Origin of the sequence: Streptomyces parvus (assembly GCF_032121415.1) — a bacterium.
In the GTDB taxonomy this organism is placed as follows: Bacteria; Actinomycetota; Actinomycetes; order Streptomycetales; family Streptomycetaceae; genus Streptomyces; species Streptomyces globisporus_A.
In genome coordinates, this window is record NZ_CP135079.1 from 3,226,387 (window position 1) to 3,250,953 (window position 24,567).

The window sequence follows — 24,567 nt, forward strand, 5'->3', positions numbered from 1 at the left end:
CCCGTCGGTCCCCTGAAGCCGACCGACCGCCCGGTTCTGACTCCGAGCCGGTCCGGGCGCGGGAGCGGCCGGAAGAGCCCGTTCAGGAGTTATCCGACCGGTCCGGGAGCCGGCCGGAGATGCGCCGCCCGGGCATAAAAAGATCGCGCTGGACCCGGCGGAGTCCAGCGCGATCGGATACGACGAAACCCGTGGAACACAGGTATGACGCCCGTTGGGGCAGGCGTCCGTCGAGTGGAGCTATGGGCGGGCGGCTGGGGTTGGGGGACCTGGCAGCTGCCCGGATGTTGCGCTGTGCTGCGGTACTGCTGTGCTGCTGTTATCGCTGGTCGGCAGGGGTGTGTCAGGCCTCGCTGCGCTGCTGCGGAATACCCGCAAGCAGTGCGCGGACCTCTGCCTCGCGGTACCGGCGATGTCCACCGAGCGTGCGGATGGACGTGAGCTTGCCAGCCTTGGCCCAACGGGTGACCGTCTTCGGGTCCACGCGGAACATCGTGGCAACCTCAGCCGGGGTCAGCAGCGGCTCGGCATCAGGGGTGCGAGCGGTCATGAGCGGCCTCCTCGGGAGAACCGAACCTTCTCGGTTCTTTCCTCTAAATTCTGCACCTTGACCCGCGTTGCCCGAAATGGCGGACGCGGGCCGAGTCGGTTATAGGACGAACGGCTTGTCCTCGGCACTACAACTACACCATCCGTCCAGCCACGTCGGCCAAACCGATGGAATTGCCCTCCCAGGTGTTCATCAGCGACGGAAGCCGATGGACCATGCCATAGCGGACAGTCACGCCCCAGTGACGATCAGTCACAGAGCGATCAGGAGTCGTCAGACCCCCCATAGAGCGCAATGTCGAGCATTCTGCCCTTACTTGGACAGAAGGAGCCCTCCCCGGACTCCTTGTCCTATTTTGGCATGAGGGTTAGGGATAGGCGCAAGGGCCCCGTTAGTGCTGTCCATCACGCTTGAGGCAAAGGCCCGGTTCGGGACGTAGGTCCCGGGCCCAGCGGCATACGCCCCTGCCTCACCCGCCCCATGAGACCTCACGCGTCACACGGAACGCCGGTTCACAGAACACCGGTTCACGGATCGCCCGTCGGTTCACGGTCCGTCCGCCCCGCCTCCTCCCTCCTCTGCGCGCCCCGGCCTTTCGTCCTGGATGAAGGATGCCCCGGTTCCGTCACCTTGATGCCGCTGTGGGCCTTTTCACGTCAATTGGTGAACTGGAGGTCCCGGACCGCCCGCCAGCGCTCCGCGAGCCGCGCGTACGCCTCCCCCGCGCCCTCACTGTCGCCGTCCCGCAGCGCGGCGAGCCCCTCCGCCACATCCGCCGCCGACCGGTCCCCGGCGAGCCGGTCCGCCGGCAGCGCGTGGACGAGCCCCCCGTAGTCCAGCTCCACCAGCGAGCGCGGATGGAACTCCTCCAGCCAGCGCCCCACGTCCACCAGGCCCTCGGCCAGCGGCCCTTCCGGGGCGCTCTCCCGCAGCGTCCGCAGCGCCCGCGCCAGCCGGCGCCGGGCCTCGACCATCCGCGTCCGGTACCGCAGGACGGGCCCTGCCCCCTCCCCGTCCGCCGCCGCGTACTCCCGCTCCCCGTCGTGGAAGAGGACGAACCAGCGCACCGGGACCTGCCACACGGTGGTGCGGATCCACGGCCGCGCGTCCGGGTGGAGCCGCTGCCAGCGCTCGTGGTCCGCCGCCGCCTGGCCGCGCACCACCGCGGGCAGCACGGCGTCGAGCACGTTGGCCGGAAACATGCCCCCCAGCTCCTCCAGGGCCAGCCAGCCCCGCAGCCGGGTCCGCCACGGGCAGACGCACACGACCCCGTCCAGCTCCGCCACGAACGCGTCGCCGCTCTCGTGCACGGGCACCCCGACCGGTGGCGTCGCCACCAAGTCGGCCAGCGAGCGGCGCAGTTCGTCCTGGGCCGTGGGGAGCTCCTCGCGTTGCGCGTAACGCGCCCAGTGGCTGCGCTCGGGCTCCGCGAAGGCGGCGAGCGGCTCGTAGATCCGGAGGTAGGACGTGTAAGGGACGAGCACCGAAGACACCACCGACATGGAGCGCATCGTGTCACGGCCCCGCACCCCCGGGGAGTGATCCTTCGCGCAGGGGCAGATCCCCGCCGCCGGAGGACTTACGCTCTTGCCCATCGGACCGGCCGTGCCGGTCGGTCCGGGGCTCTCCCCACCCCCAGGAGGGCCTCCGCCGCTTCGTTGTTTGGGAGTCACCACAGTGACCGATGTGACTAGCGGGCACGTTGACGTACTGCAGACCCTGTTCCACTCGGATCAGGGGGGCCACGAGCAAGTCGTGATCTGCCAGGACCGTGCCAGCGGCCTCAAAGCCGTCATCGCCCTCCACTCCACCGCCCTGGGCCCGGCCCTCGGCGGTACCCGCTTCTACCCGTACGCCTCCGAGGCGGACGCCGTCGCCGACGCGCTGAACCTGTCGCGCGGGATGTCGTACAAGAACGCCCTCGCCGGCCTCGACCACGGCGGCGGCAAGGCCGTCATCATCGGCGACCCGGAGAAGATCAAGAGCGAGGAACTCCTCCTCGCCTACGGCCGGTTCGTCGCCTCGCTCGGCGGCCGCTACGTCACCGCCTGCGACGTCGGCACCTATGTCGCCGACATGGACGTCGTCGCCCGGGAGTGCCGCTGGACCACCGGCCGCTCCCCCGAGAACGGCGGCGCGGGCGACTCCTCGGTGCTCACCGCGTTCGGCGTCTTCCAGGGCATGCGGGCCTCCGCCCAGCACCTGTGGGGCGACCCGACGCTGCGCGGCCGCAAGGTCGGCGTCGCCGGGGTCGGCAAGGTCGGCCGCCACCTGGTCGAGCACCTGCTCTCCGACGGGGCCGAGGTCGTGATCACCGACGTCCGCGAGGAGTCGCTGCGCGCGGTCACCGACCTGCACCCCGAGGTCACCGTGGCGGCGGACACCGACGCCCTGATCCGTACCGAGGGCCTGGACATCTACGCCCCGTGCGCGCTCGGCGGCGCGCTGAACGACGACACCGTCCCCGTGCTCACCGCGAAGGTGGTGTGCGGCGCGGCCAACAACCAGCTGGCGCACCCGGGTGTGGAGAAGGACCTGGCCGACCGGTCGGTTCTCTACGCACCCGACTACGTGGTCAACGCAGGCGGCGTGATCCAGGTGGCCGACGAGCTCCACGGGTTCGACTTCGACCGGTGCAAGGCGAAGGCGACGAAGATCTTCGACACCACGCTGGAAATATTCGCACGTGCGAAGGCGGATGGGATTCCGCCGGCCGCGGCGGCCGACCGGATCGCCGAGCAGCGGATGGCGGAGGCGCGCTCCCGCTGACCGCCCGACCGCCCGTGACCGCCGACCGGCGAGACAAGACTCACGCCGGTCGGCGGGTCGTACCTCCACAAGAGGTTAAAATCGCAGTTGACCAGCGAGGACGGGGCTCCTCACTGGCCCTGTGCCGGGGACCGGGATGCGGGCGGCGTACCGTATGGCCACGGAAGCAGGTACCGTTAAAGCTCTACGGGCGCGGTCTCTCTACCGAGAGTCCGTCCTGAAACATGAACGCGTGTCAAGACTCTGGGGCCGTCGAGCCCCGTCACCGAGGGGGTCGAGCCATGGGGCGCGGCCGGGCAAAGGCCAAGCAGACCAAGGTCGCCCGCCAGCTGAAGTACAGCAGCGGCGGGACGGACCTGTCGCGTCTGGCCAATGAGCTGGGCGCATCGCCTTCGAGTCAGCCACCGAACGCAGAGCCGTTCGAGGACGACGACGAGGAAGATGACCCGTACGCACAGTACGCGGATCGCTACAACCAGGACGATGACGACGATCAGGACGACCAGTCCGGTCCGTCGTCACAGCGCCGCGGCGCTTGACCTCGCGCTGACACTTCAACCCGGTCCGGGCCTGCCCCGGGCCGGGTTCTGTGTGTCCCGGTCCGGGCTGCGCGCGGTGCGCGCCGGGGTCCGGTCCGTGCCCGGTGGGCCGGGCGGTCCGCCCGGCCCACCACCGCACGAGGTGCCTAGCGTGCGTAGGCCCCGGTCAGCTCGGCGCCCGTCGCGTGGTCGCCGCGGTCGGTGATCTCACCGGCGACCCAGGAGTCGACCCCGCGGTCGGCCAGCGTCGTCAGGGCCGCGTCCACCGAGTCGGCGGGGACGATCGCGATCATGCCGACGCCCATGTTGAGCGTCTTCTCCAGCTCCAGCTGCTCCACGTTCCCGGCCTTGCCGACCAGGTCGAAGACCGCGCCCGGCGTCCACGTGGAGCGGTCCACGGTGGCGTGCAGGCCGTCCGGGATGACCCGGGCCAGGTTGTTGGCCAGGCCGCCGCCGGTGACGTGGCTGAAGCCGTGCACCTCGGTCGTACGGGTGAGGGCCAGGCAGTCCAGGGAGTAGATCCGGGTGGGCTCCAGGAGCTCCTCCCCGAGCGTGCGACCGAACTCCTCGACCTCGCGGTCCAGGGACCATCCGGCCCGGTCGAAGACCACGTGGCGGACGAGCGAGTACCCGTTCGAGTGAAGACCGGAGGACGCCATGGCGATGACCGCGTCACCCTTGCGGATACGGTCCGGGCCGAGCAGGCGGTCGGCCTCCACCACGCCCGTACCGGCTCCGGCGACGTCGAAGTCGTCCGGGCCCAGCAGGCCCGGGTGCTCGGCCGTCTCGCCGCCGACCAGCGCGCAGCCCGCCAGGACGCAGCCTTCGGCGATGCCCTTCACGATGGCCGCGACCCGCTCGGGGTGCACCTTGCCGACGCAGATGTAGTCGGTCATGAACAGCGGCTCGGCACCGCAGACGACGAGGTCGTCCACGACCATGCCGACGAGGTCGTGGCCGATGGTGTCGTACACGCCCATCTGGCGGGCCAGGTCCACCTTGGTGCCCACACCGTCGGTGGCGGAGGCCAGCAGCGGGCGCTCGTAGCGCAGAAACGCCGAGGCGTCGAAGAGGCCGGCGAAGCCGCCGAGTCCGCCGAGGCCGGCGACCTCGGGGCGCTGGGTCTTCTTCACCCACTCCTTCATCAGCTCGACGGCGCGGTCACCGGCTTCGATGTCGACGCCGGCCGCCGCGTAGGAAGCACCTGTTGTCTCAGACATGGCCTGGGATCTTTCGTGTGGAGATACGGGGCTGGTGGGAGGGGGCGCGGCGCGTCCGGGTCACGGACGGCGCAGCGCGTCGGCCGCGGCGGTCGCCGCGGGGCCCGCCGCCAGCTCGGTCTCCAGCAGCTGCTTGCCGAGCAGCTCCGGGTCCGGGAGGTCCATGGGGTACTCACCGTCGAAGCAGGCGCGGCAGAGGTTCGGCTTGTCGATCGTCGTCGCCTCGATCATCGAGTCGATCGAGATGTACGCGAGCGAGTCGGCGCCCATGGAGGTGCAGATCTCGTCGACGGTCATGCCGTTGGCGATCAGCTCGGCGCGGGTGGCGAAGTCGATCCCGAAGAAGCAGGGCCACTTCACCGGCGGCGAGGAGATCCGGATGTGGATCTCGGCGGCGCCGGCCTCGCGGAGCATCCGGACCAGGGCGCGCTGGGTGTTGCCGCGGACGATCGAGTCGTCGACGACCACCAGGCGCTTGCCCTTGATGACTTCCTTCAGCGGGTTGAGCTTGAGCCGGATGCCGAGCTGGCGGATGGTCTGCGAGGGCTGGATGAAGGTCCGGCCGACGTAGGCGTTCTTGACCAGTCCGGCGCCGAACGGGATGCCGCTGGCTTCCGCGTACCCGATCGCGGCGGGGGTGCCGGATTCCGGGGTCGCTATGACGAGATCCGCCTCGACGGGGGCCTCGGCGGCCAGTTTCCGGCCCATCTCCACGCGGGAGAGGTAGACGTTCCGCCCGGCGATGTCGGTGTCGGGGCGGGCCAGGTAGACGTACTCGAAGACACAGCCCTTGGGCTTCGCTTCCGCGAATCGGGACGTGCGCAGACCGTTCTCGTCGATGGCGATGAGCTCGCCCGGCTCGATCTCGCGTACGTAGCTGGCGCCGCAGATGTCGAGTGCGGCGGACTCCGAAGCGACCACCCAGCCGCGCTCCAGCCGGCCGAGCACCAGCGGGCGGATGCCCTGTGGGTCGCGGGCGGCGTAGAGCGTGTGCTCGTCCATGAAGACGAGCGAGAAGGCGCCCTTCACGTCGGGGAGCACCTTGGCGGCGGCTTCCTCGATGGTGAGCGGCTTGTCGTTCTCGTCGCGCTGTCCGGCGAGCAGCGCGGTCACCAGGTCGGTGTCGTTGGTCGCGGCGACCTGGGTGGCGCGGCCGTCCTTGCGCGGGAGGTCGGCGACCATCTCCGCGAGCTGGGCGGTGTTGACCAGGTTCCCGTTGTGGCCGAGGGCGATCGAGCCGTGCGCGGTGGCACGGAACGTCGGCTGCGCGTTCTCCCACACCGAGGCACCGGTGGTGGAGTAGCGGGCATGACCGACCGCGATATGGCCCTGGAGGGAACCCAGAGACGTTTCGTCGAAGACCTGCGAGACCAGTCCCATGTCCTTGAAGACCAGGATCTGGGACCCGTTGCTCACTGCGATGCCCGCGGATTCCTGTCCGCGGTGCTGCAGGGCATACAGTCCGAAATAGGTGAGCTTGGCGACCTCTTCACCCGGAGCCCAGACACCGAAGACGCCGCAAGCGTCCTGGGGGCCTTTCTCTCCGGGGAGCAGGTCGTGGTTGAGTCGTCCATCACCACGGGGCACGGCACCGAGTGTAGGCGAGATCGACCACTGGTCCGAATTGGGGACCGGGCGGCAAACGCGCGGTGGAGCACGGGGAACGGGCCCGCCCGCCGCCCGGGGCGGGCGATTCGCGGGACTTCGGTCGGTGACCCTGCGTGACGCCCGCCCGGAGGGTGCGGAGCGCCCGGGACGGACGCGGCGCTCACTTCCGGGCCGAACGGCTGGTTACCGACGGGTAGCCCTGCTGGGCGGCGGGCGAGTGACCGTGGCGCTCGGTGAACCCGGCCGATCTTGGTCCGGGCCGCTGGCCGAACGCTCGTTTCGTGGTGAGCCTCACACCGGGGAGCCGGGTTCAGCCGTGCTGGGAGCTGTTTTCGGCCCCGGCGGGTGCGGCCGTGGCACCGATCCCCTTGCCGTCGTCGGCAGCGAGGGTGAGCGTGCTGCCCTTGATCGTGTACGTCCTCGTGCCCTTGAGGGCGGCGAGCACGGCGCGCTCCGTCTCCATCTCGGCCCCCGGGCACATCTTGCGGGTGCTGACCGTGGGCCCGAAGACGACCGTGGAGCCCTTGACCGTGGCCTTGCCGCTGAAGGAGTTGCAGCCGGCGTTGCCGCGTACGGTGCCGTCCTCGGCGAAGGTCAGGTGCGGCGTCCGCTCCTTCGGCAGGTCCGCCGGCACGGTGGTGGCGGTCTCCCCGTCGAGCAGCGTGTTCACCGTCCACCTGGTCCCCACCAGGTCGGCCGGCTTCTCCTCGCTGAGCGCCATGCTGTCCCCGCTTTCGGTGGTGAGGGTCAGCTTGTCGCCGGAGAGCTTCGCGGTGTGCTCACCGCCCATGGCGTCGATGGCGGCCTTCTCGAACTTCTCGGTCTTCACGTCGCACGCCATCTGCGTGGTGACCGGCTTGCCCAGGGTGATCCGGTCACCCTTCACCCGGGCGTCCACGCTGATGTGGTTGCAGCCGAAGTCCGCGGTGGCGCGGCCGTTCCGGTCGATCTCCAGGCGGGCCCCCTCCGGAGCCTCGGTCTTCTTCCCGCCGACGGTCACCGAGTCGACGCTCCACGCCACGCCGGTGACGGGGACATCGCTCTGCACGGTGTCACCGCCGTCGCCGGATCCCTTGCCGGAGCCGGAACCCGACTCCGTACCGCAGGCGGCGAGGGCGAGGAGGGCCAGGACACTGACGCTGAGGGTCATCCGTTGTGTGTGCATGGCGATGTGACGGTACGAGGGTCCGATCCGGTTCCGCCCGCTCCGCCGCCGGGCGGCCGGCTCAGCGCAGCAGCGGGAGCAGCGCGGCCAGGTCGGCCCGCTCCCCACTGGCGCTGACCTCGGCTCCGTCCAGGGCCCGCGCCCACTCCGTACGCCCGGTGGCGAGCCGGATCCAGGTCAGCGGGGAGGTCTCCACGACATTGGGCGGGGTGCCCCGGGTGTGCTTGGGCCCGCCGATGCACTGGACCACCGCGAACGGGGGGACGCGCACCTCGACCGAACCGCCCGGCGCCCGGTCCGCGAGGGTGTCCGCCAGCAGCCGGGTGCAGGCCGCCAGCGCCTGCCGGTCGTAGGGGATCTCCAGCCCGAGCGCCTCGTTCAGGTCGTCCGTGTGGACGATCAGCTCGACGGTCCGGGTGACCAGGTAGTCCGCCAGCCGCATGGAGCCGACCCGGGTGGGCAGCAGCCGGTCCCCCGTGCCGGAGTCGGGGACGTCCGCGACGAAGGCCGCCTCCACCTCCCCGTACAGCGCGAGGAGATCGGGGTGGGCGGCTGCCGGGGCGGGGGCCTCGGGGTCCCTGACGACTGCCGCGACGGCCGGCGGCCACTCCAGGAGGGTGGTCGCGGGCTTGGGTCCCGGCGGCTCCGGCAGGGCCAGGTCCCGGCTGACCGAGCCGAGCCCCTGCGCGATGTGCGCGACCAGATCGCGCACCGTCCAGTCGCCGAGCCGGGTCGGCCGGGCGAGCTGCCGCGGCGTCAGCGCGGCGACGGCGTCGCGCACATGGGCGTACTGGGCGAGGACCGCCGTCCGGGTCCTGAGGTGGTCGTAGGCGCGCGGGCGCTTCTTGGCCGGGGGCATGGGGCCGAGACTAACCGGCACCGCCGACATTCCCGGGCCGGACCGGTGCGGCGGGCTCCCCGGCGGCGGCCACGGTGAACGTCTCGCCGTTCGCCGGGACTCCGACGCCCCGCCAGGTGAACGGGACACCCCGGGCGTCGTCCAGGTCCGGGCTGTCCATCAGGTGGACGTGGAGATGCGGTTCGGAGCTGTTGCCGGAGTTGCCGCACCGCGCGATCTGCTGCCCGGCCCGGACGGTGTCCCCGGCCTTCACCCGGAGCGAGCCGCGCCGGGCGTGCGCGTAGACGGCGTACGTGCCGTCGCCGAGGCCGAGGATCACGTGGTTGCCGATGACCCGGTGCGCGCCGGCGATCGAGCGGATGTTGCCCTCGATGAGCATCAGGTAGACGAGCCCCAGGAGCGAGCTCCGGCTCAAGTGGTCGCGCTGGCCGTCGCTCGCGGCCACGACCGTGGCGTCGGCCACCGCCAGCAGCGGGGCGCCGAAGGCCGGGAAGGCGCGGTTGCGGCGGAAGGGCGGCCAGAGCCGGCGGAACTCCGGCCGGGCCGGGGCCTCCCCCTCCCCCGTCTCCGGATCGGCCACGATGTCGATCGCGTACGTCTGCCCGTACACGTGCGTCCCGTGGCTCGGCACCTGGTCCACCGGGCTGTTGAGGGCCGTCCAGCGGCCGGTGACCGGCGGTTCGACCTCGACCGGGGACCTCGGCTCGCCCCGGGGAGCGGCGGCCCGGGCCTGCAGGGCCGTCGTCGCCACCATGAGGGCGAGCACGATCATCGCGGGCAGGAAGGTGGTCGCCCAGCCCGGTCCGGGCAGGTCCGTGACGAACTCGCCGATCATCAGCGCGAAGAGGACCAGCCAGGACAGCCGCATGGCGACCGGAAGGGCTTTGCGGGCGGACGCGGACATGGTCATTTCCCCCTGGTGCTCCGAAGGCTCTGGTCGACTTCAGGGCCGCGCCGCCGCCCGCACCAGCAGCGGCACGACCCGGGCGGGCGGCACCTCCTGCCGCGCCCCGCCGCGTGCAGCCCGCCCGCGCCGGTCAGTTGGCGCGGGTGGTGGTAGATCTCTCCCGCCGCTCCAGCCCGGCGACGCGCTGCTCCATGGAACCAGCCTTACGCAATTGCGCAATCCCTGACAACAGTCTGCGGAGAAAGCCGAAGCCCCCGCCCGGACGACCCGGACGGGGGCTTCGAGAACGCCGGTGGGCGCGCGGCTCAGGCGAGCAGCGCGGGGATCGTCGTCTCGTGCGCCGTACGCAGCTCGCTCAGCGGGATGGAGAACTCGCCCTGGATCTCGATCTCCTCGCCGTCCACGACACCGATGCGGGCGACGGGCAGACCGCGCGCCCCGCACATGTCGGTGAAGCGGAGCTCCTCGCTGCGCGGGACCGCGACGACCGCGCGGCCCGCCGACTCGGAGAAGAGGAACGTGAACGCGTCCAGGCCGTCCGGCACGACCAGCCGGGCACCCTGCCCGCCGCGCAGGCAGGACTCGGTGACCGCCTGGATCAGGCCGCCGTCGCTCAGGTCGTGCGCGGCGTCGATCATGCCGTCGCGCGAGGCCGAAATGAGGATCTCCGCGAGCAGCTTCTCGCGGGCCAGGTCCACCTTGGGCGGCAGGCCGCCGAGGTGGTTGTGGACGACCTCGGACCAGGCCGAGCCGCCGAACTCCTCAGCCGTGTCGCCCAGCAGGTAGAGGAGCTGGCCCTCTTCCGCGAAGGCGATCGGCGTCCGCCGGTTCACGTCGTCGATCACACCGAGCACGGCCACGACCGGCGTCGGGTGGATCGCCGTCTCACCGGTCTGGTTGTACAGCGAGACATTGCCGCCGGTGACCGGGGTGCCAAGCTCCAGGCAGCCGTCCGCGAGACCGCGCGTGGCCTCGGCGAACTGCCACATGACGTCCGGGTCCTCGGGCGAACCGAAGTTCAGGCAGTCCGAGATGGCCAGCGGCTTGGCGCCGGAGGCGGCGACGTTGCGGTACGACTCCGCCAGCGCGAGCTGCGCGCCGGTGTACGGGTCGAGCTTGGCGTACCGGCCGTTGCCGTCGGTCGCCAGCGCCACGCCCAGGTTCGACTCGGCGTCGATGCGGACCATGCCCGCGTCCTCGGGCATCGCGAGGACGGTGTTGCCCTGCACGAAGCGGTCGTACTGGTCGGTGATCCAGGACTTCGAGGCCTGGTTCGGGGATGCGACCAGCTTGAGGACCTGCTCGCGCAGCTCGGCGGCGTTCGCCGGGCGGGCGAGCTTGCCCGCGTCGTCCGCCTGGAGCGCGTCCTGCCAGGACGGCCGGGCGAACGGGCGCTGGTAGACCGGGCCGTCGTGGGCGACCGAGCGCGGGGGTACGTCCACGATCTGCTCGCCGTGCCAGAAGATCTCCAGCTGCGAGCCGTCGGTGACCTCACCGATGACGGTGGCGATGACGTCCCACTTCTCGCAGATCTCCAGGAAGCGGTCCACGTGCTGCGGCTCGACGATCGCGCACATGCGCTCCTGCGACTCGCTCATGAGGATTTCCTCGGGCGAGAGGGAGGAGTCGCGCAGCGGCACGGTGTCCAGCTCGACGCGCATACCGCCGGAGCCGGCGGAGGCCAGCTCGCTGGTGGCGCAGGAGAGCCCGGCGCCGCCGAGGTCCTGGATGCCCGCGACGAGCTTCTCCTTGAAGATCTCCAGGGTGCACTCGATGAGGAGCTTCTCCTGGAACGGGTCGCCGACCTGGACGGCGGGCCGCTTGGCGGGGCCCGTCGACTCGAAGGTCTCGCTCGCCAGCACGGAGACGCCGCCGATGCCGTCGCCGCCGGTCCGGGCGCCGTACAGGATGACCTTGTTGCCGGGGCCCGAGGCCTGGGCGAGGTGGATGTCCTCGTGCTTCATCACGCCGATGCAGCCGGCGTTGACCAGCGGGTTGCCCTGGTAGCAGGAGTCGAAGACGACCTCGCCGCCGATGTTGGGCAGGCCCAGGCAGTTGCCGTAGCCGCCGATGCCCGCGACGACGCCCGGCAGGACGCGCTTGGTGTCGGGGTGGTCGGCCGCGCCGAAGCGCAGCGGGTCGACGACCGCGACCGGACGGGCGCCCATGGCGAGGATGTCGCGGACGATGCCGCCGATGCCGGTGGCCGCGCCCTGGTAGGGCTCGATGTACGAGGGGTGGTTGTGCGACTCGACCTTGAAGGTGACCGCGTACCCCTGGCCGACGTCGACGACGCCCGCGTTCTCGCCGATGCCGACGAGCATCGCGTCGTTCTCGGGGACCTTCTCGCCGAACTGCTTGAGGTGGACCTTGCTGCTCTTGTACGAGCAGTGCTCGGACCACATCACGGAGTACATGGCGAGCTCGGCGCCGGTGGGACGGCGGCCCAGGATCTCGCGGATCCGGGCGTACTCGTCCTCCTTGAGGCCGAGCTCCTTCCATGGCTGCGCGGCGTCCGGGGTCTCGGCCGCGTGCTTGACCGTATCCAGGCTCATGCGTTGACCAGCTTCTTGATGATCGAGGTGAAGAAACCGAGGCCGTCGGTGCGGCCGGTGCCGACGAGCGGCTCCACGGCGTGCTCCGGGTGCGGCATCAGGCCGACGATGTTGCCCGCGGCGTTGGTGATGCCCGCGATGTCGCGGAGCGAGCCGTTGGGGTTGCCGTCCAGGTAGCGGAAGGCGACGCGGCCCTCGGCCTCCAGCTCGTCGAGCGTGCGCTCGTCGGCGGTGTACCGGCCGTCCATGTTCTTCAGCGGGACGCTGATCTCCTGGCCGGCGCTGTAGTCCGAGGTCCAGGCGGTCTCCGCGTTCTCCACCCGCAGCTTCTGGTCGCGGCAGATGAAGTGGAGGTGGTTGTTGCGCAGCATCGCGCCGGGCAGCAGGTGCGCCTCGGTCAGGATCTGGAAACCGTTGCAGATGCCGAGGACCGGCATCCCGGCCTTCGCCTGCTCGATGAGGGTCTCCATCACCGGCGAGAAGCGGGAGATGGCACCGGCGCGGAGGTAGTCCCCGTAGGAGAAACCGCCGGCCAGGACGACCGCGTCGACCTGGTGCAGGTCCTTGTCGCGGTGCCACAGGGATACGGGCTCGGCGCCCGCGATACGGACGGCGCGCAGGGCGTCCTGATCGTCGAGGGTGCCGGGAAAAGTGACGACGCCGATACGGGTGGTCACTTCTCCTCCTCCACCTTCACGACGAAGTCCTCGATGACGGTGTTGGCGAGGAACGTCTCGGCCATCTCGTTAATACGGGCGAGGGCGGCGTCGTCGACCGGCCCCTCGACCTCCAGCTCGAAACGCTTTCCCTGACGAACGTCCGCGATTCCCTCGAAGCCGAGACGGGGCAGTGCGCGCTGCACCGCCTGTCCCTGCGGGTCGAGGATCTCGGGCTTGAGCATGACGTCGACTACGACGCGTGCCACTGGCACTCCCGGTGTGGTGGTGTGGTGCGGCTGTCTCTCCGGGGGGTTCCCCAGACCCCCGCGGGTCCACTCAGCGTACCTGGCCAAAATTTCTACGCGGGTAGATATCGGGCAGGACGGGCCCGATGAGGGCGCCGCGCAGATCACGTCCGCATATCGGCCGCGACACCGCACGGAAAAGCTTTGGGAAAAACCCGCCCGGATTGCACACGGATTGCACACGGACACGCGCAAGTAATTGGCTGGGCTTCACAATGCGGTACCCGCCGCTGTACAAATGATTACCGGGGAAAGCAGCATTGCCCCGGGGACAACGGAACAGTCGACATCTCGTCGATCCGCTTCCGCCCGCCCGGCAGCCGGAAGGCCGGCATCCGCGCACGCAGAACGCGCCGGTGCCGCAGGAAAGGACCGATATCCGTGGCTCAGCGTGTAGTGGTGACACTCTCCGACGACATCGACGGGGGAGCGGCGGCGGAAACGGTGACCTTCGCCCTGGACGGGAAGACGTACGAGATCGACCTCAATCCCGCCAACGCCAAGAAACTGCGTAAGGCGCTGGCGCCTTACGTGGCCGCGGGCCGAAAGCAGACAAATGCCAGTAAGCATGGCAGGACGCCCACGGCGTACCACCACACCTCCCTCGCCCCGGACCCGGCGGCCGTCCGCGCTTGGGCCCGCTCGCACCGGATGGACGTGCCGGCCCGCGGCCGCATCCCGAAGAAGGTCTACGAGGCGTTCGCCGCGGCAGGGTGAGCCGACCCGTACGACGCTCCGTCAGGCGGCCCCGGGCGGACCGCCGGACGGCCCGCCGGCCGGCTCGGCGGACCCGCTCGCCGAGCTCTGCGGGGAGCCGACTTGCGCGACACCCCCGCAGGTCGGATAGAGTCTGGAACACGCCGAGGGGCGAGGCCGCAAAGCCGGATCCCACGCAGCGTGCGGGTGTAGTTCAGTAGTAGAACAGCCCCCTTCCAGGGGGAAGGCGCAGTGTGCAATTCCTGTCACCCGCTCTGCACGACTCTTCGGAACCCTTCATTGGATCAGGTAGAGTAGTGCTCGCTCCACCGGTGAAAGCCGAGTGGTTGCACTGCGGACGTAGCTCAGTTGGTAGAGCGCAACCTTGCCAAGGTTGAGGTCGCCAGTTCGAACCTGGTCGTCCGCTCAGAGGCAAAGGCCCCGATCGTTTTCGATCGGGGCCTTTGGCGTTCTTCCGTCCCCCATGACGTTTGTCATGAGCGGTGATGACAGCGCGCACTGCCCCCGGGCCCGATCCGGCGGAAGCCTGGAAGCATGACCAGCGACGACATTCTCAGCGACCGCGCGAACGGTCCCGTGATCGAGGCGGACGGGGTCCGCCGCTGTTACACCGGCGGCTTCGAGGCCGTGTCCGGGATCTCCTTCTCCGTGGCCCGCGGCGAACTGTTCGCCCTGCTCGGGACGAACGGCGCGGGCAAGACCTCCACCGTGGAACTCCTGGAGGGCCTGGCACCGCCGACCGGCGGCACGGTCCGGGTCCTCGGCCACGACCCGTACCGCGAACGCGCCGCCGTCCGCCCCCGTACCGGCGTGATGCTCCAGGAAGGCGGCTTCCCCTCCGACCTCACGGTCATGGAGACCGTCCGCATGTGGTCGGCCTGCACCACCGGCGCACGGCCCGCCGGCGAAGCCCTGGAGATGGTCGGCCTGACCGTCCGGGCGAACGTGCGGGTCAAGCAGCTGTCCGGCGGTGAGAAGCGCCGCCTCGACCTGGCGCTCGCCCTGACCTCCCGGCCCGAGGTGCTGTTCCTCGACGAGCCGACGACCGGTCTGGACGCCGAGGGCCGGCAGGAGACCTGGGAGCTCGTGCGGGCCCTGCGGGACAACGGCACGACCGTGCTGCTCACCACGCACTACCTGGAGGAGGCCGAGGCGCTCGCCGACCGCCTGGCGATCATGCATCAGGGGAGGATCGTGACCACGGGGACGATCGCCGAAGTGACCGCGCGGCAGCCGGCCCGGATCCGGTTCGTCCTCCCCGAGGCCGTCCCGGCGGCCCGGCTCCCGCTCTCGCTGCGGGCGGCGGCCGAGGGGTCCCGGGTCGAGATCCGCACCCCCGCCCTCCAGGAGTCGCTGCACGAACTCCTGGAGTGGGCCCGGGAGTCCGGCGTACGGCTGCACGGCCTCGACGCCCGCTCAGCCTCCCTGGAGGAGGCGTTCCTCGACATCGCGAAGACCCAGCACGCGCCCCGGGACCAGGACCCGCGCCAGCTCCACGACCGCTCCGCCCGCTCCGGCGGCACGAAGAAGGTGACGGCATGACGACCACCACGCCCCCCGTCCGCGACCGGACACCCGCCGCCTCCTCCACGGATGCGGCGGCCGTGGCCCGGCGGCTGACCGCACTCGGCCGCGCCGAGCTGATCCTCCTGGTGCGCAACCGCACCGCGATCGTCGTGGCCCTGCTGCTGCCGCTGGCGATGATCTTCGCGATGCGGTCCTCGCTCGAACAGATCGACCTCGGCGGCACCGGACTGACCGTCGCGGGCGCCACCCTGACCGGCGGCATCGGCATGGTGCTCGTCCAGGTCGTCTACATGAACCTCGTCTCCGCCTATGTGGCCCGGCGCGAGGAGCTCGTCCTGAAGCGGCTGCGGACCGGCGAGATCTCCGACCGCGAGATCCTCATCGGCACCGCGCTGCCGTCCGTCGCGCTGGCGCTCGCCCAGTGCGTGCTGCTGGTGGTGGCCGGGGCGATCGCCTTCGACCTGAGCGCGCCGCACCGCCCCGACCTGCTGCTGGGCGGGCTGGTGCTGGGCTTCGTCCTGATGTCCGCCCTGGCGGCGGCGACCGCCGTGATCACCCGGACGGTGCAGACCTCGCAGCTCACCACGCTGCCGCTGTTCTTCGTCTCGCTGTTCGGCTCCGGACTGTTCGTCCCACTGGCGGTGTTCCCCGACACGATGGCCTCCGTACTGGAGCTGCTGCCGATGACGGGCGTGATGACCCTGATCCGGCACGGCTGGCTCGGCGGCGTCGGGAGCGGAGACCTGCTCACCGCCGGGGTGACCGCGCTGGCCTGGACCGCCTTCGGCGTGTTTGCTGTGCGACGGTGGTTCCGCTGGGACCCGCGCGGCTGACATGAAGGGGCTGAGAGGCGTGATCGGTCGGGTACGGGGCTGGCGGCGCGGCTGGCACGAGCGCAGCAAGCTCCAGCGCATCGACCTGTACACGCGGGTGACGCTGTGCTCGATCACCTGGTTCTTCGGGGTGTCCTGGGGGCTGTTGCCGCTCGGCGACGCCCTGGACGGCGGGCCGCTGGCCGTGTCCCTGGCAGGAGCTTTCCTCGCCGCCAACATCGCCCAGTCCGTGCTGAGCAACCGCAATCTGGCCCCCGCCTTCGACGACTACCGGGGAACGGAGCCGTTCCCCCCGGGGCGCTTGCGCCTGCCCGCCGCCCTCCAGGTGGTGATGACCGGCCTTCTGGTGGCGCTCGCGGCGGTGGGAGGCGTGCGGGAGGAGGGGCTCGTGCTGCTGGTGCTGGACCTGCCCGTGGCGTTCGGCATCCCCTACGTCCTGCTCGTCCCGGTCCGGAGGTTCCTGCTCCGGTCCGCCGCCTACTCGGCCGCCGTCGTGGCGCTGCTGGCGGCCGTGGGCGTGCCGGGCCGGCTGCTGTTCGGGGCGGTCGTCGCGCTGGTCGTCGTCGTGCTGCTGGTACTCGTCTCGGCCCGGCCGAGCGTCTGGAGCCTGTCCGTGATGTGGCAGGCGGAGGAGGCGCGGGACATGCAGGCCCGGCTGGCGGTGGCGGAGGAGCGGCTGCGGTTCGGCCGGGACATGCACGACGTGCTGGGCCGGAACCTGTCGGTGATCGCCCTGAAGAGCGAGCTGGCCGTGGAGCTGGCCCAGCGCAAGAACCCCTCGGCGGTGGACCAGATGGTCGAGGTGCAGCGGATCGCCCGGGCGTCCCAGCAGGAGGTCCGCGATGTCGTACGCGGCTACCGTGAGGCCGATCTGCCCACCGAACTCATGGGTGCGCGCGGTGTGTTGCAGGCCGCCGGCATCTCCGTCACCGTCGAGGGCGCGGACGGCCCGGCCGGTATCGGCGCTCCGGCCGCCGTGCAGGCGGCGCTCGGCTGGGTGGTGCGCGAGACCGCGACGAACGTCCTGCGCCACGGCGACCCGCGCCACTGCTCGATCCGGCTCGCCCGGACGCGGGACGCGGTGGTCCTGGAGGTCGAGAACGACGGGGCCGGCTCCACGGATCCGCTCGGCGGCGGGGGCGACGGCGGCGGTTCGGGCCTGGCCGGGCTGCGCGAACGGCTCGGGGCGCTCGGCGGCGCCGTCACCGCCGGACCGGTCGGGGACGATCGGTTCCGGGTGACGGCGACGGTGCCCCTCACGGCCTCCCGCCCGGACCCGGGCGGGCTGCCTGTCCCGGCCCCGGCCCCGGACGAACCCCCGGCCTCAGGCGGGCCCACCGCCTCCGGCTCGGGCGGACAGCCCGTCCCGGGCTCGGGCGGACTCCCGGCCGCCTCCCCTCCCTCCCTCGACCCTTCCGCCCTCCCGGAGGAACGATGACCACCGCGCCGCCCCTGCGCGTCCTGCTGGCCGACGACGAGCACCTGATCCGGGGCGCGCTGGCCGCACTGCTCGCCCTGGAGGAGGACCTCGTCGTGGTCGCGGAGGCGGCGAGCGGTCCCGAGGCCCTGGCGATGGCCCTGGCGCACCGGCCCGACGTCGCCGTCCTGGATCTCCAGATGCCGGGCGCCGACGGTGTGAAGGTCGCCACATCGCTGCGGGCCGAACTGCCCCACTGCCGCACCATGATCGTGACCAGCCACGGCCGCCCCGGGCACCTCAAGCGGGCGCTCGCCGCCGGCGTACGGGGGTTCGTGCCGAAGACGGTCAGCGCCCGGCGACTGGCCGAGATCATCCGTACCGTCCACGCCGGAAACCGTTACGTGGATCCGGAGTTGGCCGCCGACGCGATCTCCGCCGGGGACTCCCCGCTGACCGCCCGGGAGGCCGAGGTGCTCGAACTGGCGGCGGACGGGGCGCCGGTCGCGGAGATCGCCGAGCGGGCCTCGCTGTCCCAGGGGACCGTACGCAACTACCTCTCCTCGGCCGCCTCCAAGATCGGTGCGGAGAACCGGCATACGGCAGTGCGTCTCGCACGCGAGCGAGGATGGGTATAGTAGGCACCGCGCTTCGGCGCACTGCGGACGTAGCTCAGTTGGTAGAGCGCAACCTTGCCAAGGTTGAGGTCGCCAGTTCGAACCTGGTCGTCCGCTCCACGAGAAGAAGGCCCCGGACCTTTCGGTCCGGGGCCTTCTCCGTGTCCGCCGGTCGTCACGCCCAGCTGGTGCCGGTCAGCACCTCGAACGCCTCGATGTACTTGGCGCGGGTCGCGTCCACGATCTCCTGCGGCAGCGCCGGGGGCGGCTGCTCGCTCCTGCGGTCCCAGCCGGAGGCCGGCGAGGTCAGCCAGTCGCGCACGAACTGCTTGTCGTAGCTGGGCTGCGCGCGGCCGGGCTCCCAGGTGGCGGCGGGCCAGAAGCGGGAGGAGTCCGGGGTCAGCACCTCGTCGGCGATGATCAGCCGCTCGTTCCCGTCCCCGGTGGTCTCGAAGCCGAACTCGAACTTGGTGTCGGCCAGGATGATCCCGCGCTCGTGCGCGATGTCCCGGGCCCGGCGGTAGACGTCGAGCGTGGTGCGCCGCAGCTCGGCGGCGGTCTCCACGCCGACCGCGCGGGCGACGTCCTCGTAGCTGACGTTCTCGTCGTGGTCGCCGACGGCCGCCTTGGTGGCCGGGGTGAAGATCGGCCCGGGCAGTTCGGACCCGTTGACCAGGCCCTCGGGGAGACCGATGCCGCAGACCGTACGGGTGGCTTCGTACTCGACGAGCCCGGAGCCGGTCAGATAGCCGCGGGCCACGCACTCGACCTCGATCATCCGCAGCGACTTGCAGATGAGGGTGCGGCCCGCCCAGTCTGCCGGTGCGCCCGCGGGCAGCTCGGTGGAGATGACGTGGTTGGGAACGAGGTCGGCGAGCTGGTCGAACCACCAGAGCGAGAGCCGGGTGAGGACGCGGCCCTTGTCGGGGATCTCGGTCGGCAGCACCCAGTCGTACGCGGAGATACGGTCGCTGGCGACCATCACGAGGTCGCCCGCCTCGTTCCGGTACAGGTCACGCACCTTGCCGGTGTGCAGGTGGGTGAGGCCCGGAACCTGTACGGGCTCGGGCTTTTCTACAAAACCGGACACGGTGCCTCCGCGTAGATTGATCCAGGAGCGGTTCCGATTGTCCCGTACGAAGGGCGCGGAGCGCGCGCCGGGCTCGCCGCCGACGCACTCGCGCCCGTCAGTCGCGCTTGCAGATCCGGTCGAGGAGGTTGGCCGTGGCCCGCTGGATCCGGGGGTCGGTGTGTCCGGGGCGGTCGAGGGCCGGGGACCAGGCGAAGGTGCCGGAGGCGAAGACGAGCGCGCCGGAGGGGGCCTGGTAGAGCGAGGTCTCCTGGTGGCGGGTGGTGCCCTCGGAGTCCTCGTACGGGGAGTGGGCGAGCAGGATCCTGGTGTCGTGCTCGGGCAGGCTGGTGCGCGGGAAGTAGCGGTCGGCCTCACCGGCGACCAGGCCCGGGATCTCGTCGCCCTCGACCGCGCCGGTGGAGTCCCAGAGCCAGTGCTCGGCGTTGCGCACGACCAGCGGGCGGGGATCGGGGACCCGGCCCGCGTACTGGATGCCCAGGAGCTGCTGCTCGGGCCGGTCCACCTCGCGCCACAGGGCGGACTTGCCGGGCCCCCGGCGCTTGCGGCAGGTCAGCAGCCGGTCGGGCTCGCCGGACGCGGAGGGGGCGAGGCCCACCTGCCAGTACATGGTGTTGGCGGAGAGGAAGACGAGCGAGGTGCCGGAGTCCCGGGCGCGCTCGGCGGCCCGGCGCATCGGCAGCGACCAGTACTCGTCGTGGCCGGGGAAGACCAGGCCCCGGTAGCGGCTGGGGTCGACGCGGCCGGCGTGCAGGTCGCGGGCGTCGGCGTAGGCGAGGTCGTAGCCGTACCGCTCGGCCCAGCGGATGAAGTCGTACGCGTGCCCCACGTGCAGCGGCAGGCCCGATCCGGCGTACGGGCGGTCGAAGGAGATCGTCACGGCGGCGTCCTCCTCGCCGAGCAGCCGCCCCCGCTCGTCCCAGGCGTGGTAGAGGCTGGCGCCGGTGCGGCCGTCCTCCGGGTAGAGGTTGTACGCCTGCCAGGTGATGTCGGGCAGCAGGAGCAGCAGATCGGCGGGGTGGTCGTGGCGCACGGTGAAGGGGATGTGCGAGCGGTAGCCGTCGGCGGTGGTCAGGACGGCCACATACGCGCCGACCGACCAGTAGCTCGGGATCTGGAGCCGCCAGGACATCCACCAGTGGTGGCAGGAGACGGTCCGGTCGGCGGCGAGCGGCGGGGGCTGGACGATGCCGGAGAGCCGCGGGCTCGTGGTGATCTTGGCGGCGCCGTCGCCACCGTAATGACCGATCCGGTAGACGTCGACGGAGAACTGCTGGGGCGGGTCCACGGTGATGTGGAAGTCGACGGCCTCGCCGGGGGCCGCCGCCCCGGGCGAGACGAAGCCCTTGATCTGGCGGTGCACGTCGTCGGCGGTGCGGGTGCCGCCGCCGGTGGAGCGGGCGAGGTCGGCGTACCAGGGGACGACCTGGCCGGTGTCGTCGAAATACGTCTCACTGCCGCGCAGCCAGGGCAGCGGGCCCTGGCCGAAGGGATCGCTCACCGCGTGCGCGAGGGCACCCGACTCCCACCGGCGAATCTGCTCCGCCCCCATGCCGCGCCCCTCCCTCGGATCGCCCGCACTGACTCGGGCGACCCCCGGACAACTCTGGTGCGCCGAGTGTCAGCGCCGATCCCCAGCACATCACATAACGCACGCGGCCCGTCACCCTTCGTCGTGAATTGACGGGAACGGAACCATTCCTTCCGAACAGCGGGCTCCGCACCCCGGACGCGGCGGCCTGCGCCACGGCTCGGGGGATCCTGGGCTCGCGCCCGGCTTCGGCGCCGCGCGTCGGCCTGAGCGGGCGTGCCCCGGTCCCGTACGCGGTCACACCAGCCGGACCGGCTTGTCGGAGCGCACCCCCACCTCGGCCAGCCAGGACAGCAGCGGGTCCGGATCGCCGTCCTCCACGAGGCTGAGGACCGGAGCCGCGAGGTCCGCCCGGCGCTCACCGCCGAGGAGGAGCGCGGGACCGTCCAGCCAGTCCAGGCCGGGGGCCGCGCCCGCCGTGTCCACGGCCGCGCAGCAGACCATGGCCGCGACGTGGTCGGCGAGCAGTTCGGTGCCCGTACGCGGCGGCTGGAGCGGGAAGAGGGGCAGCGGGCCCGGCCCCCAGAGGTCGAGGGGGTCGTCGGCCGCACCGCCGTACCCCTGGCCGCCGTGCGCCGAGCCTCCTGCCCCCGGCCCGCCGTGCCCCGGGGCCGCGGCCTCCTCGCGGGCGACGGCGGCGCCGATGCCCGCCGCGAGCGCCTCACCCGGGCCGCCGGGCCCGCCGCCACCGGACAGATGCTCCATCACCCGGGCCAGCGTCGGGACGGCCGGATCGGCGGCGGCGGCCCGGGGGACCCCCAGGGTGTCCAGGACGCGGTGCAGGCGGGCCGCCTCGCTGCGCCACTTCCGGTCGACGACCTCGTCGGGGTACTGCTGCCAGTCCACCGGCGCCCAGCCCGGACCGCTCTCGGCGGGGCCGCCGTGGAAGAGCCGGGCGGCGAGCAGGGACGCGGCCTCGTCGGCCACCCCGGGCTCCTCCAGCAGGTCGCACGCGGGCCGCTCGCCCAGGCGCAGGGCGAACCCGTCCGCCAGCCGGTCCCGGCGGGAGAGCTCGGTGAGCGCGGAGACGACCCCGGCGTCCAGCCGGGAGGGCCAGCGGCCCATCCGCCAGGCGGGCAGTGCGACCCGGGTCAGCAGCCGGTCCCAGCCGGCGTAGGCGAGGCCGACCTGTTCCTGGGCGGCGATGCGCAGCCCGTAGTCGACCGTCTGGGCCCGCATGGACGCGGCGGCCGCCACACAGCGCTCCATCTCGGCGGCATGGCCCCGGCAGGCCCGCAGCAGCAGCCGGGCGACCCAGCCGGCGAAGGCGAGGGGAGCCCCGCGCACCGGGCCCCGGCCGGGGGCGGCGGCGTCGGCGATGGCGGCGTCCAGACCGCGGACGAAGCGGCGGGCGGCGGCTAGGTCGGGATGCGCGGAGGGACCCGTGCCCGCCACCACGGGGGCGAGGACCGCGCGGAGCTCGGCCACCCGCATCCACCACAGGAACGGCGAGCCGATGACCAGGACGGGGGCGGTGTCCGCGGCCTCCACCGAGGCTCCCGGGCCCCTCCGGAGCGCGCGGTGCGTCCGGTCCTCCAGCCAGCTGTCGCAGTCCGGGGTCAGCGCTATGGCCGAGGGCGCGGGCACGTCGAGCCGGTCCGCCAGGTCGCGGACCAGGCGGTAGAGGTCGGGGGCGCCTTCCTCCGGCACGGGGACGGTCGGGCTCATGGCGGGCCGCGCGCGGGCCACGGAGACGGCGACCAGGACGGTCACCAGCAGCACGACGACGGCGACGCCGAGGGCCGTCCAGCGCACGGCGTCCCAGGCCGGACCGGCCAGATGCCCCTGCGCGTCCGCCGCGAACAGCACGACGGCGACGGCCGTGGGCAGGATCGCCACGGCCAGGGCCCTGCTGCGGATCCGCAGCAGGGCGAGCGCCCGGGCCTGCGCGGCCCGCGCACCCAGCTCCTCACCCACATCGATACCGGACACGGCCGGACGTCACCCCCTCTGCCCTCATCGCGGCCCTCTCGGCCCTCGCGGCGGTGTAGCTCACTCCCCCACTGTGGCACCCGTCACCGACATCGCAATGCCGGTGGGCCAAGTGCCGGAACGCTTGCGCCGCACCCTAGTTGGGGGTCCGGCGGCCGTCATCCGGATAGCCCAGTCGTCACTCGATGGAATGGCTTTGGGCAAAGCTGCTGACGTGTTCGCGCCCATGGGGCAGGCCGGGGGACGGGCTGGTGGCACGGGACAGCCCCTCGCGCCTGCCGCGTACGCCGGTGGCGTAGGGGGGCGGGCGCGAGGGGCTGGGGGCCGGGGGCGTGTGCGGGCCGCGCGGACCTTCGTACGGACGGCACGAGCCGTACGGACGGGCTCGCAGGTGCTGTACGGCGGGTCTCAGCCCTGGGACGCCTTCAGCGCGATGTCCGTACGGTGCTGGGAGCCGTCCAGGCGGATCCGGCCGAGCGCGGTGTAGGCGCGCTCCCGGGCCGCCGTGAGGTCCTTGCCGGTCGCGGTCACCGAGAGCACCCGGCCGCCCGCGCTGAGCACCGCGTCGCCCTCGGCGCGGGTCCCGGCGTGCAGGACGTACGCGTCGGGCGCATCCTGCGCCGCGACGTCCGCCAGCCCGTCGATCGGGTCGCCGGTGCGCGGGGTGTCCGGGTAGTTGTGCGAGGCGATGACCACGGTGACGGCGGCGTCGTCGCGCCAGCTCAGCGGCGGGAGGACGTCGAGGGCGCCGTTGGCTGAGGCGAGCAGGACACCGGCCAGCGGAGTCTTCAGCCGGGCCAGGACGACCTGGGTCTCCGGGTCGCCGAAGCGGGCGTTGAACTCGATGACCCGTACGCCGCGCGAGGTGATCGCGAGGCCCGCGTAGAGCAGCCCGGAGAAGGGGGTGCCCCGGCGGCGCAGTTCGTCGACGGTCGGCTGGAGGACGGTTTCGAGGACCTCGTCGACCAGCTTGGGGTCGGCCCACGGGAGCGGGGAGTAGGCGCCCATGCCGCCGGTGTTCGGGCCCTCGTCGCCGTCCAGGGCGCGCTTGAAGTCCTGGGCGGGCTGGAGCGGCACGACGGTGGTGCCGTCGGTGATCGCGAAGAGGCTGACCTCGGGGCCGTCGAGGAACTCCTCGATGACCACGCGGTCGCAGGAGAGCGCGTGGGCGCGGGCCGCGTCCACGTCCTCGGTGACGACGACGCCCTTGCCGGCCGCGAGGCCGTCGTCCTTGACGACGTACGGGGCGCCGAAGGCGTCGAGGGCCTCGTCGATCTCGGCGGGGGTGGTGCAGACGTAGCTGCGGGCGGTGGGGACCCCGGCGCCGGCCATGACGTCCTTGGCAAACGCCTTGGAGCCTTCCAGCCGCGCGGCTTCGCCGGAGGGGCCGAAGCAGGGGATGCCGGCCGCGCGCACGGCGTCGGCGACCCCGGCGACGAGCGGCGCCTCCGGGCCGACGACCACCAGCCCGGCGCCCAGCTCGGTCGCGAGGCGCGCGACGGCGTCACCGTCGAGCGCGTCGACCGGGTGCAGTTCGGCCACCTCTGCGATGCCGGCGTTGCCGGGGGCGCAGTACAGAGCGGTGACATCGGGGTCGAGGGACAGAGAGCGGCACAGGGCGTGTTCGCGGGCGCCGCCGCCGATGACGAGGACCTTCACGGGATGCAGCCTAACCGCCGGGCGCGGGGAGCCCCGACGGCCGCCGGT

At 71.9% G+C, this 24,567-nt stretch carries 21 protein-coding genes, 3 tRNA genes and 1 pseudogene; 10 read left to right on the forward strand and 15 right to left on the reverse strand.

Going from position 1 to position 24,567, the window contains the following annotated elements; all coding sequences use genetic code 11:
• Positions 1-343 precede the first annotated feature (343 nt).
• The gene (gene bldC / locus RNL97_RS15440) at positions 344-550 is read right to left on the reverse strand and encodes a developmental transcriptional regulator BldC (RefSeq protein WP_003949541.1); all 207 of its coding nucleotides are present in this window, start codon (positions 548-550) and stop codon (positions 344-346) included.
• A gap of 656 nt (positions 551-1,206) precedes the next feature.
• Positions 1,207-2,052 (reverse strand): hypothetical protein, encoded by an 846-nt coding sequence (locus RNL97_RS15445; RefSeq protein WP_243314352.1) that lies wholly within the window; start codon positions 2,050-2,052, stop codon positions 1,207-1,209.
• Between the two features lie 175 nt (positions 2,053-2,227).
• Here RNL97_RS15445 and RNL97_RS15450 point away from each other — a divergent pair, with 175 nt between their 5' ends.
• On the forward strand, positions 2,228-3,319 hold the full coding sequence (locus RNL97_RS15450) for a Leu/Phe/Val dehydrogenase (protein WP_030585576.1): 1,092 nt from the start codon (positions 2,228-2,230) through the stop codon (positions 3,317-3,319).
• 281 nt (positions 3,320-3,600) lie between these two features.
• Entirely contained in the window at positions 3,601-3,858 is a 258-nt protein-coding gene (locus RNL97_RS15455; RefSeq protein ID WP_006125824.1) for a DUF3073 domain-containing protein, read from the forward strand.
• 146 nt (positions 3,859-4,004) lie between these two features.
• Here the strand turns inward: RNL97_RS15455 and purM are convergent, their stop codons facing one another.
• From purM to purS, 9 genes and pseudogenes are all read right to left on the reverse strand, one after another.
• Positions 4,005-5,078, reverse strand: a complete 1,074-nt coding sequence (gene purM, locus RNL97_RS15460; RefSeq protein WP_030585579.1) for a phosphoribosylformylglycinamidine cyclo-ligase — start codon at positions 5,076-5,078, stop codon at positions 4,005-4,007.
• A gap of 60 nt (positions 5,079-5,138) precedes the next feature.
• Positions 5,139-6,665 (reverse strand): amidophosphoribosyltransferase, encoded by a 1,527-nt coding sequence (gene purF / locus RNL97_RS15465; RefSeq protein WP_030585582.1) that lies wholly within the window; start codon positions 6,663-6,665, stop codon positions 5,139-5,141.
• Positions 6,666-6,996: 331 nt separating this feature from the next.
• Positions 6,997-7,836 (reverse strand): META domain-containing protein, encoded by an 840-nt coding sequence (locus RNL97_RS15470; RefSeq protein WP_313750807.1) that lies wholly within the window; start codon positions 7,834-7,836, stop codon positions 6,997-6,999.
• 76 nt (positions 7,837-7,912) lie between these two features.
• Entirely contained in the window at positions 7,913-8,710 is a 798-nt protein-coding gene (locus tag RNL97_RS15475; RefSeq protein WP_030585588.1) for a maleylpyruvate isomerase family mycothiol-dependent enzyme, read from the reverse strand.
• Positions 8,711-8,720: 10 nt separating this feature from the next.
• Complete coding sequence (locus RNL97_RS15480) at positions 8,721-9,614, reverse strand: M23 family metallopeptidase (protein WP_243314354.1); 894 nt, start codon at positions 9,612-9,614, stop codon at positions 8,721-8,723.
• Between the two features lie 39 nt (positions 9,615-9,653).
• Positions 9,654-9,781 (reverse strand): annotated as a pseudogene (locus RNL97_RS15485) (ArsR family transcriptional regulator); the annotation flags it as partial.
• Positions 9,782-9,922: 141 nt separating this feature from the next.
• Positions 9,923-12,172 carry a phosphoribosylformylglycinamidine synthase subunit PurL gene (gene purL / locus RNL97_RS15490; protein ID WP_030585594.1) on the reverse strand — a complete coding sequence of 750 codons (2,250 nt, stop codon included), beginning with the start codon at positions 12,170-12,172 and terminating at the stop codon, positions 9,923-9,925.
• The gene (gene purQ / locus RNL97_RS15495) at positions 12,169-12,849 is read right to left on the reverse strand and encodes a phosphoribosylformylglycinamidine synthase subunit PurQ (protein WP_030585597.1); all 681 of its coding nucleotides are present in this window, start codon (positions 12,847-12,849) and stop codon (positions 12,169-12,171) included. Before purQ ends, purL begins: the two co-directional genes overlap by 4 nt.
• Positions 12,846-13,097, reverse strand: a complete 252-nt coding sequence (gene purS / locus RNL97_RS15500) for a phosphoribosylformylglycinamidine synthase subunit PurS (protein ID WP_010056446.1) — start codon at positions 13,095-13,097, stop codon at positions 12,846-12,848. Before purS ends, purQ begins: the two co-directional genes overlap by 4 nt.
• Before the next feature lie 420 nt (positions 13,098-13,517).
• Between purS and RNL97_RS15505 the strand changes: the two genes are divergently transcribed.
• The 8 genes from RNL97_RS15505 (at position 13,518) to RNL97_RS15540 (ending at position 18,367) form a co-directional block, all read left to right on the forward strand.
• Positions 13,518-13,853, forward strand: a complete 336-nt coding sequence (locus tag RNL97_RS15505; protein WP_030585600.1) for a histone-like nucleoid-structuring protein Lsr2 — start codon at positions 13,518-13,520, stop codon at positions 13,851-13,853.
• A 182-nt stretch (positions 13,854-14,035) separates the two neighbouring features.
• Positions 14,036-14,107: transfer RNA gene (locus RNL97_RS15510), tRNA-Gly, on the forward strand.
• 79 nt (positions 14,108-14,186) lie between these two features.
• Positions 14,187-14,259: transfer RNA gene (locus tag RNL97_RS15515), tRNA-Gly, on the forward strand.
• A gap of 128 nt (positions 14,260-14,387) precedes the next feature.
• Entirely contained in the window at positions 14,388-15,395 is a 1,008-nt protein-coding gene (locus RNL97_RS15520; protein WP_313750808.1) for an ABC transporter ATP-binding protein, read from the forward strand.
• Positions 15,392-16,213, forward strand: a complete 822-nt coding sequence (locus RNL97_RS15525; protein ID WP_030585606.1) for an ABC transporter permease — start codon at positions 15,392-15,394, stop codon at positions 16,211-16,213. Before RNL97_RS15520 ends, RNL97_RS15525 begins: the two co-directional genes overlap by 4 nt.
• 1 nt (position 16,214) lies before the next feature.
• On the forward strand, positions 16,215-17,651 hold the full coding sequence (locus RNL97_RS15530; protein ID WP_243314356.1) for a sensor histidine kinase: 1,437 nt from the start codon (positions 16,215-16,217) through the stop codon (positions 17,649-17,651).
• The gene (locus tag RNL97_RS15535) at positions 17,648-18,268 is read left to right on the forward strand and encodes a response regulator transcription factor (RefSeq protein ID WP_030585612.1); all 621 of its coding nucleotides are present in this window, start codon (positions 17,648-17,650) and stop codon (positions 18,266-18,268) included. Before RNL97_RS15530 ends, RNL97_RS15535 begins: the two co-directional genes overlap by 4 nt.
• A 23-nt stretch (positions 18,269-18,291) precedes the next feature.
• Positions 18,292-18,367 (forward strand) — tRNA-Gly (locus RNL97_RS15540).
• Between the two features lie 55 nt (positions 18,368-18,422).
• On the opposite strand, the gene RNL97_RS15545 is transcribed toward RNL97_RS15540, so the two are convergent.
• The 4 genes from RNL97_RS15545 to purD form a co-directional block, all read right to left on the reverse strand.
• Positions 18,423-19,337, reverse strand: coding sequence for a phosphoribosylaminoimidazolesuccinocarboxamide synthase (locus RNL97_RS15545; protein WP_030585615.1), 915 nt, complete (start codon positions 19,335-19,337; stop codon positions 18,423-18,425).
• A gap of 97 nt (positions 19,338-19,434) precedes the next feature.
• Positions 19,435-20,889, reverse strand: a complete 1,455-nt coding sequence (locus RNL97_RS15550) for a N,N-dimethylformamidase beta subunit family domain-containing protein (protein WP_030585618.1) — start codon at positions 20,887-20,889, stop codon at positions 19,435-19,437.
• A 276-nt stretch (positions 20,890-21,165) separates the two neighbouring features.
• On the reverse strand, positions 21,166-22,860 hold the full coding sequence (locus RNL97_RS15555; protein WP_313750809.1) for a hypothetical protein: 1,695 nt from the start codon (positions 22,858-22,860) through the stop codon (positions 21,166-21,168).
• Between the two features lie 408 nt (positions 22,861-23,268).
• A complete protein-coding gene (gene purD, locus RNL97_RS15560) occupies positions 23,269-24,519 on the reverse strand; it encodes a phosphoribosylamine--glycine ligase (protein WP_313750810.1) in 1,251 nt (416 codons plus the stop codon).
• Positions 24,520-24,567 lie beyond the last annotated feature (48 nt).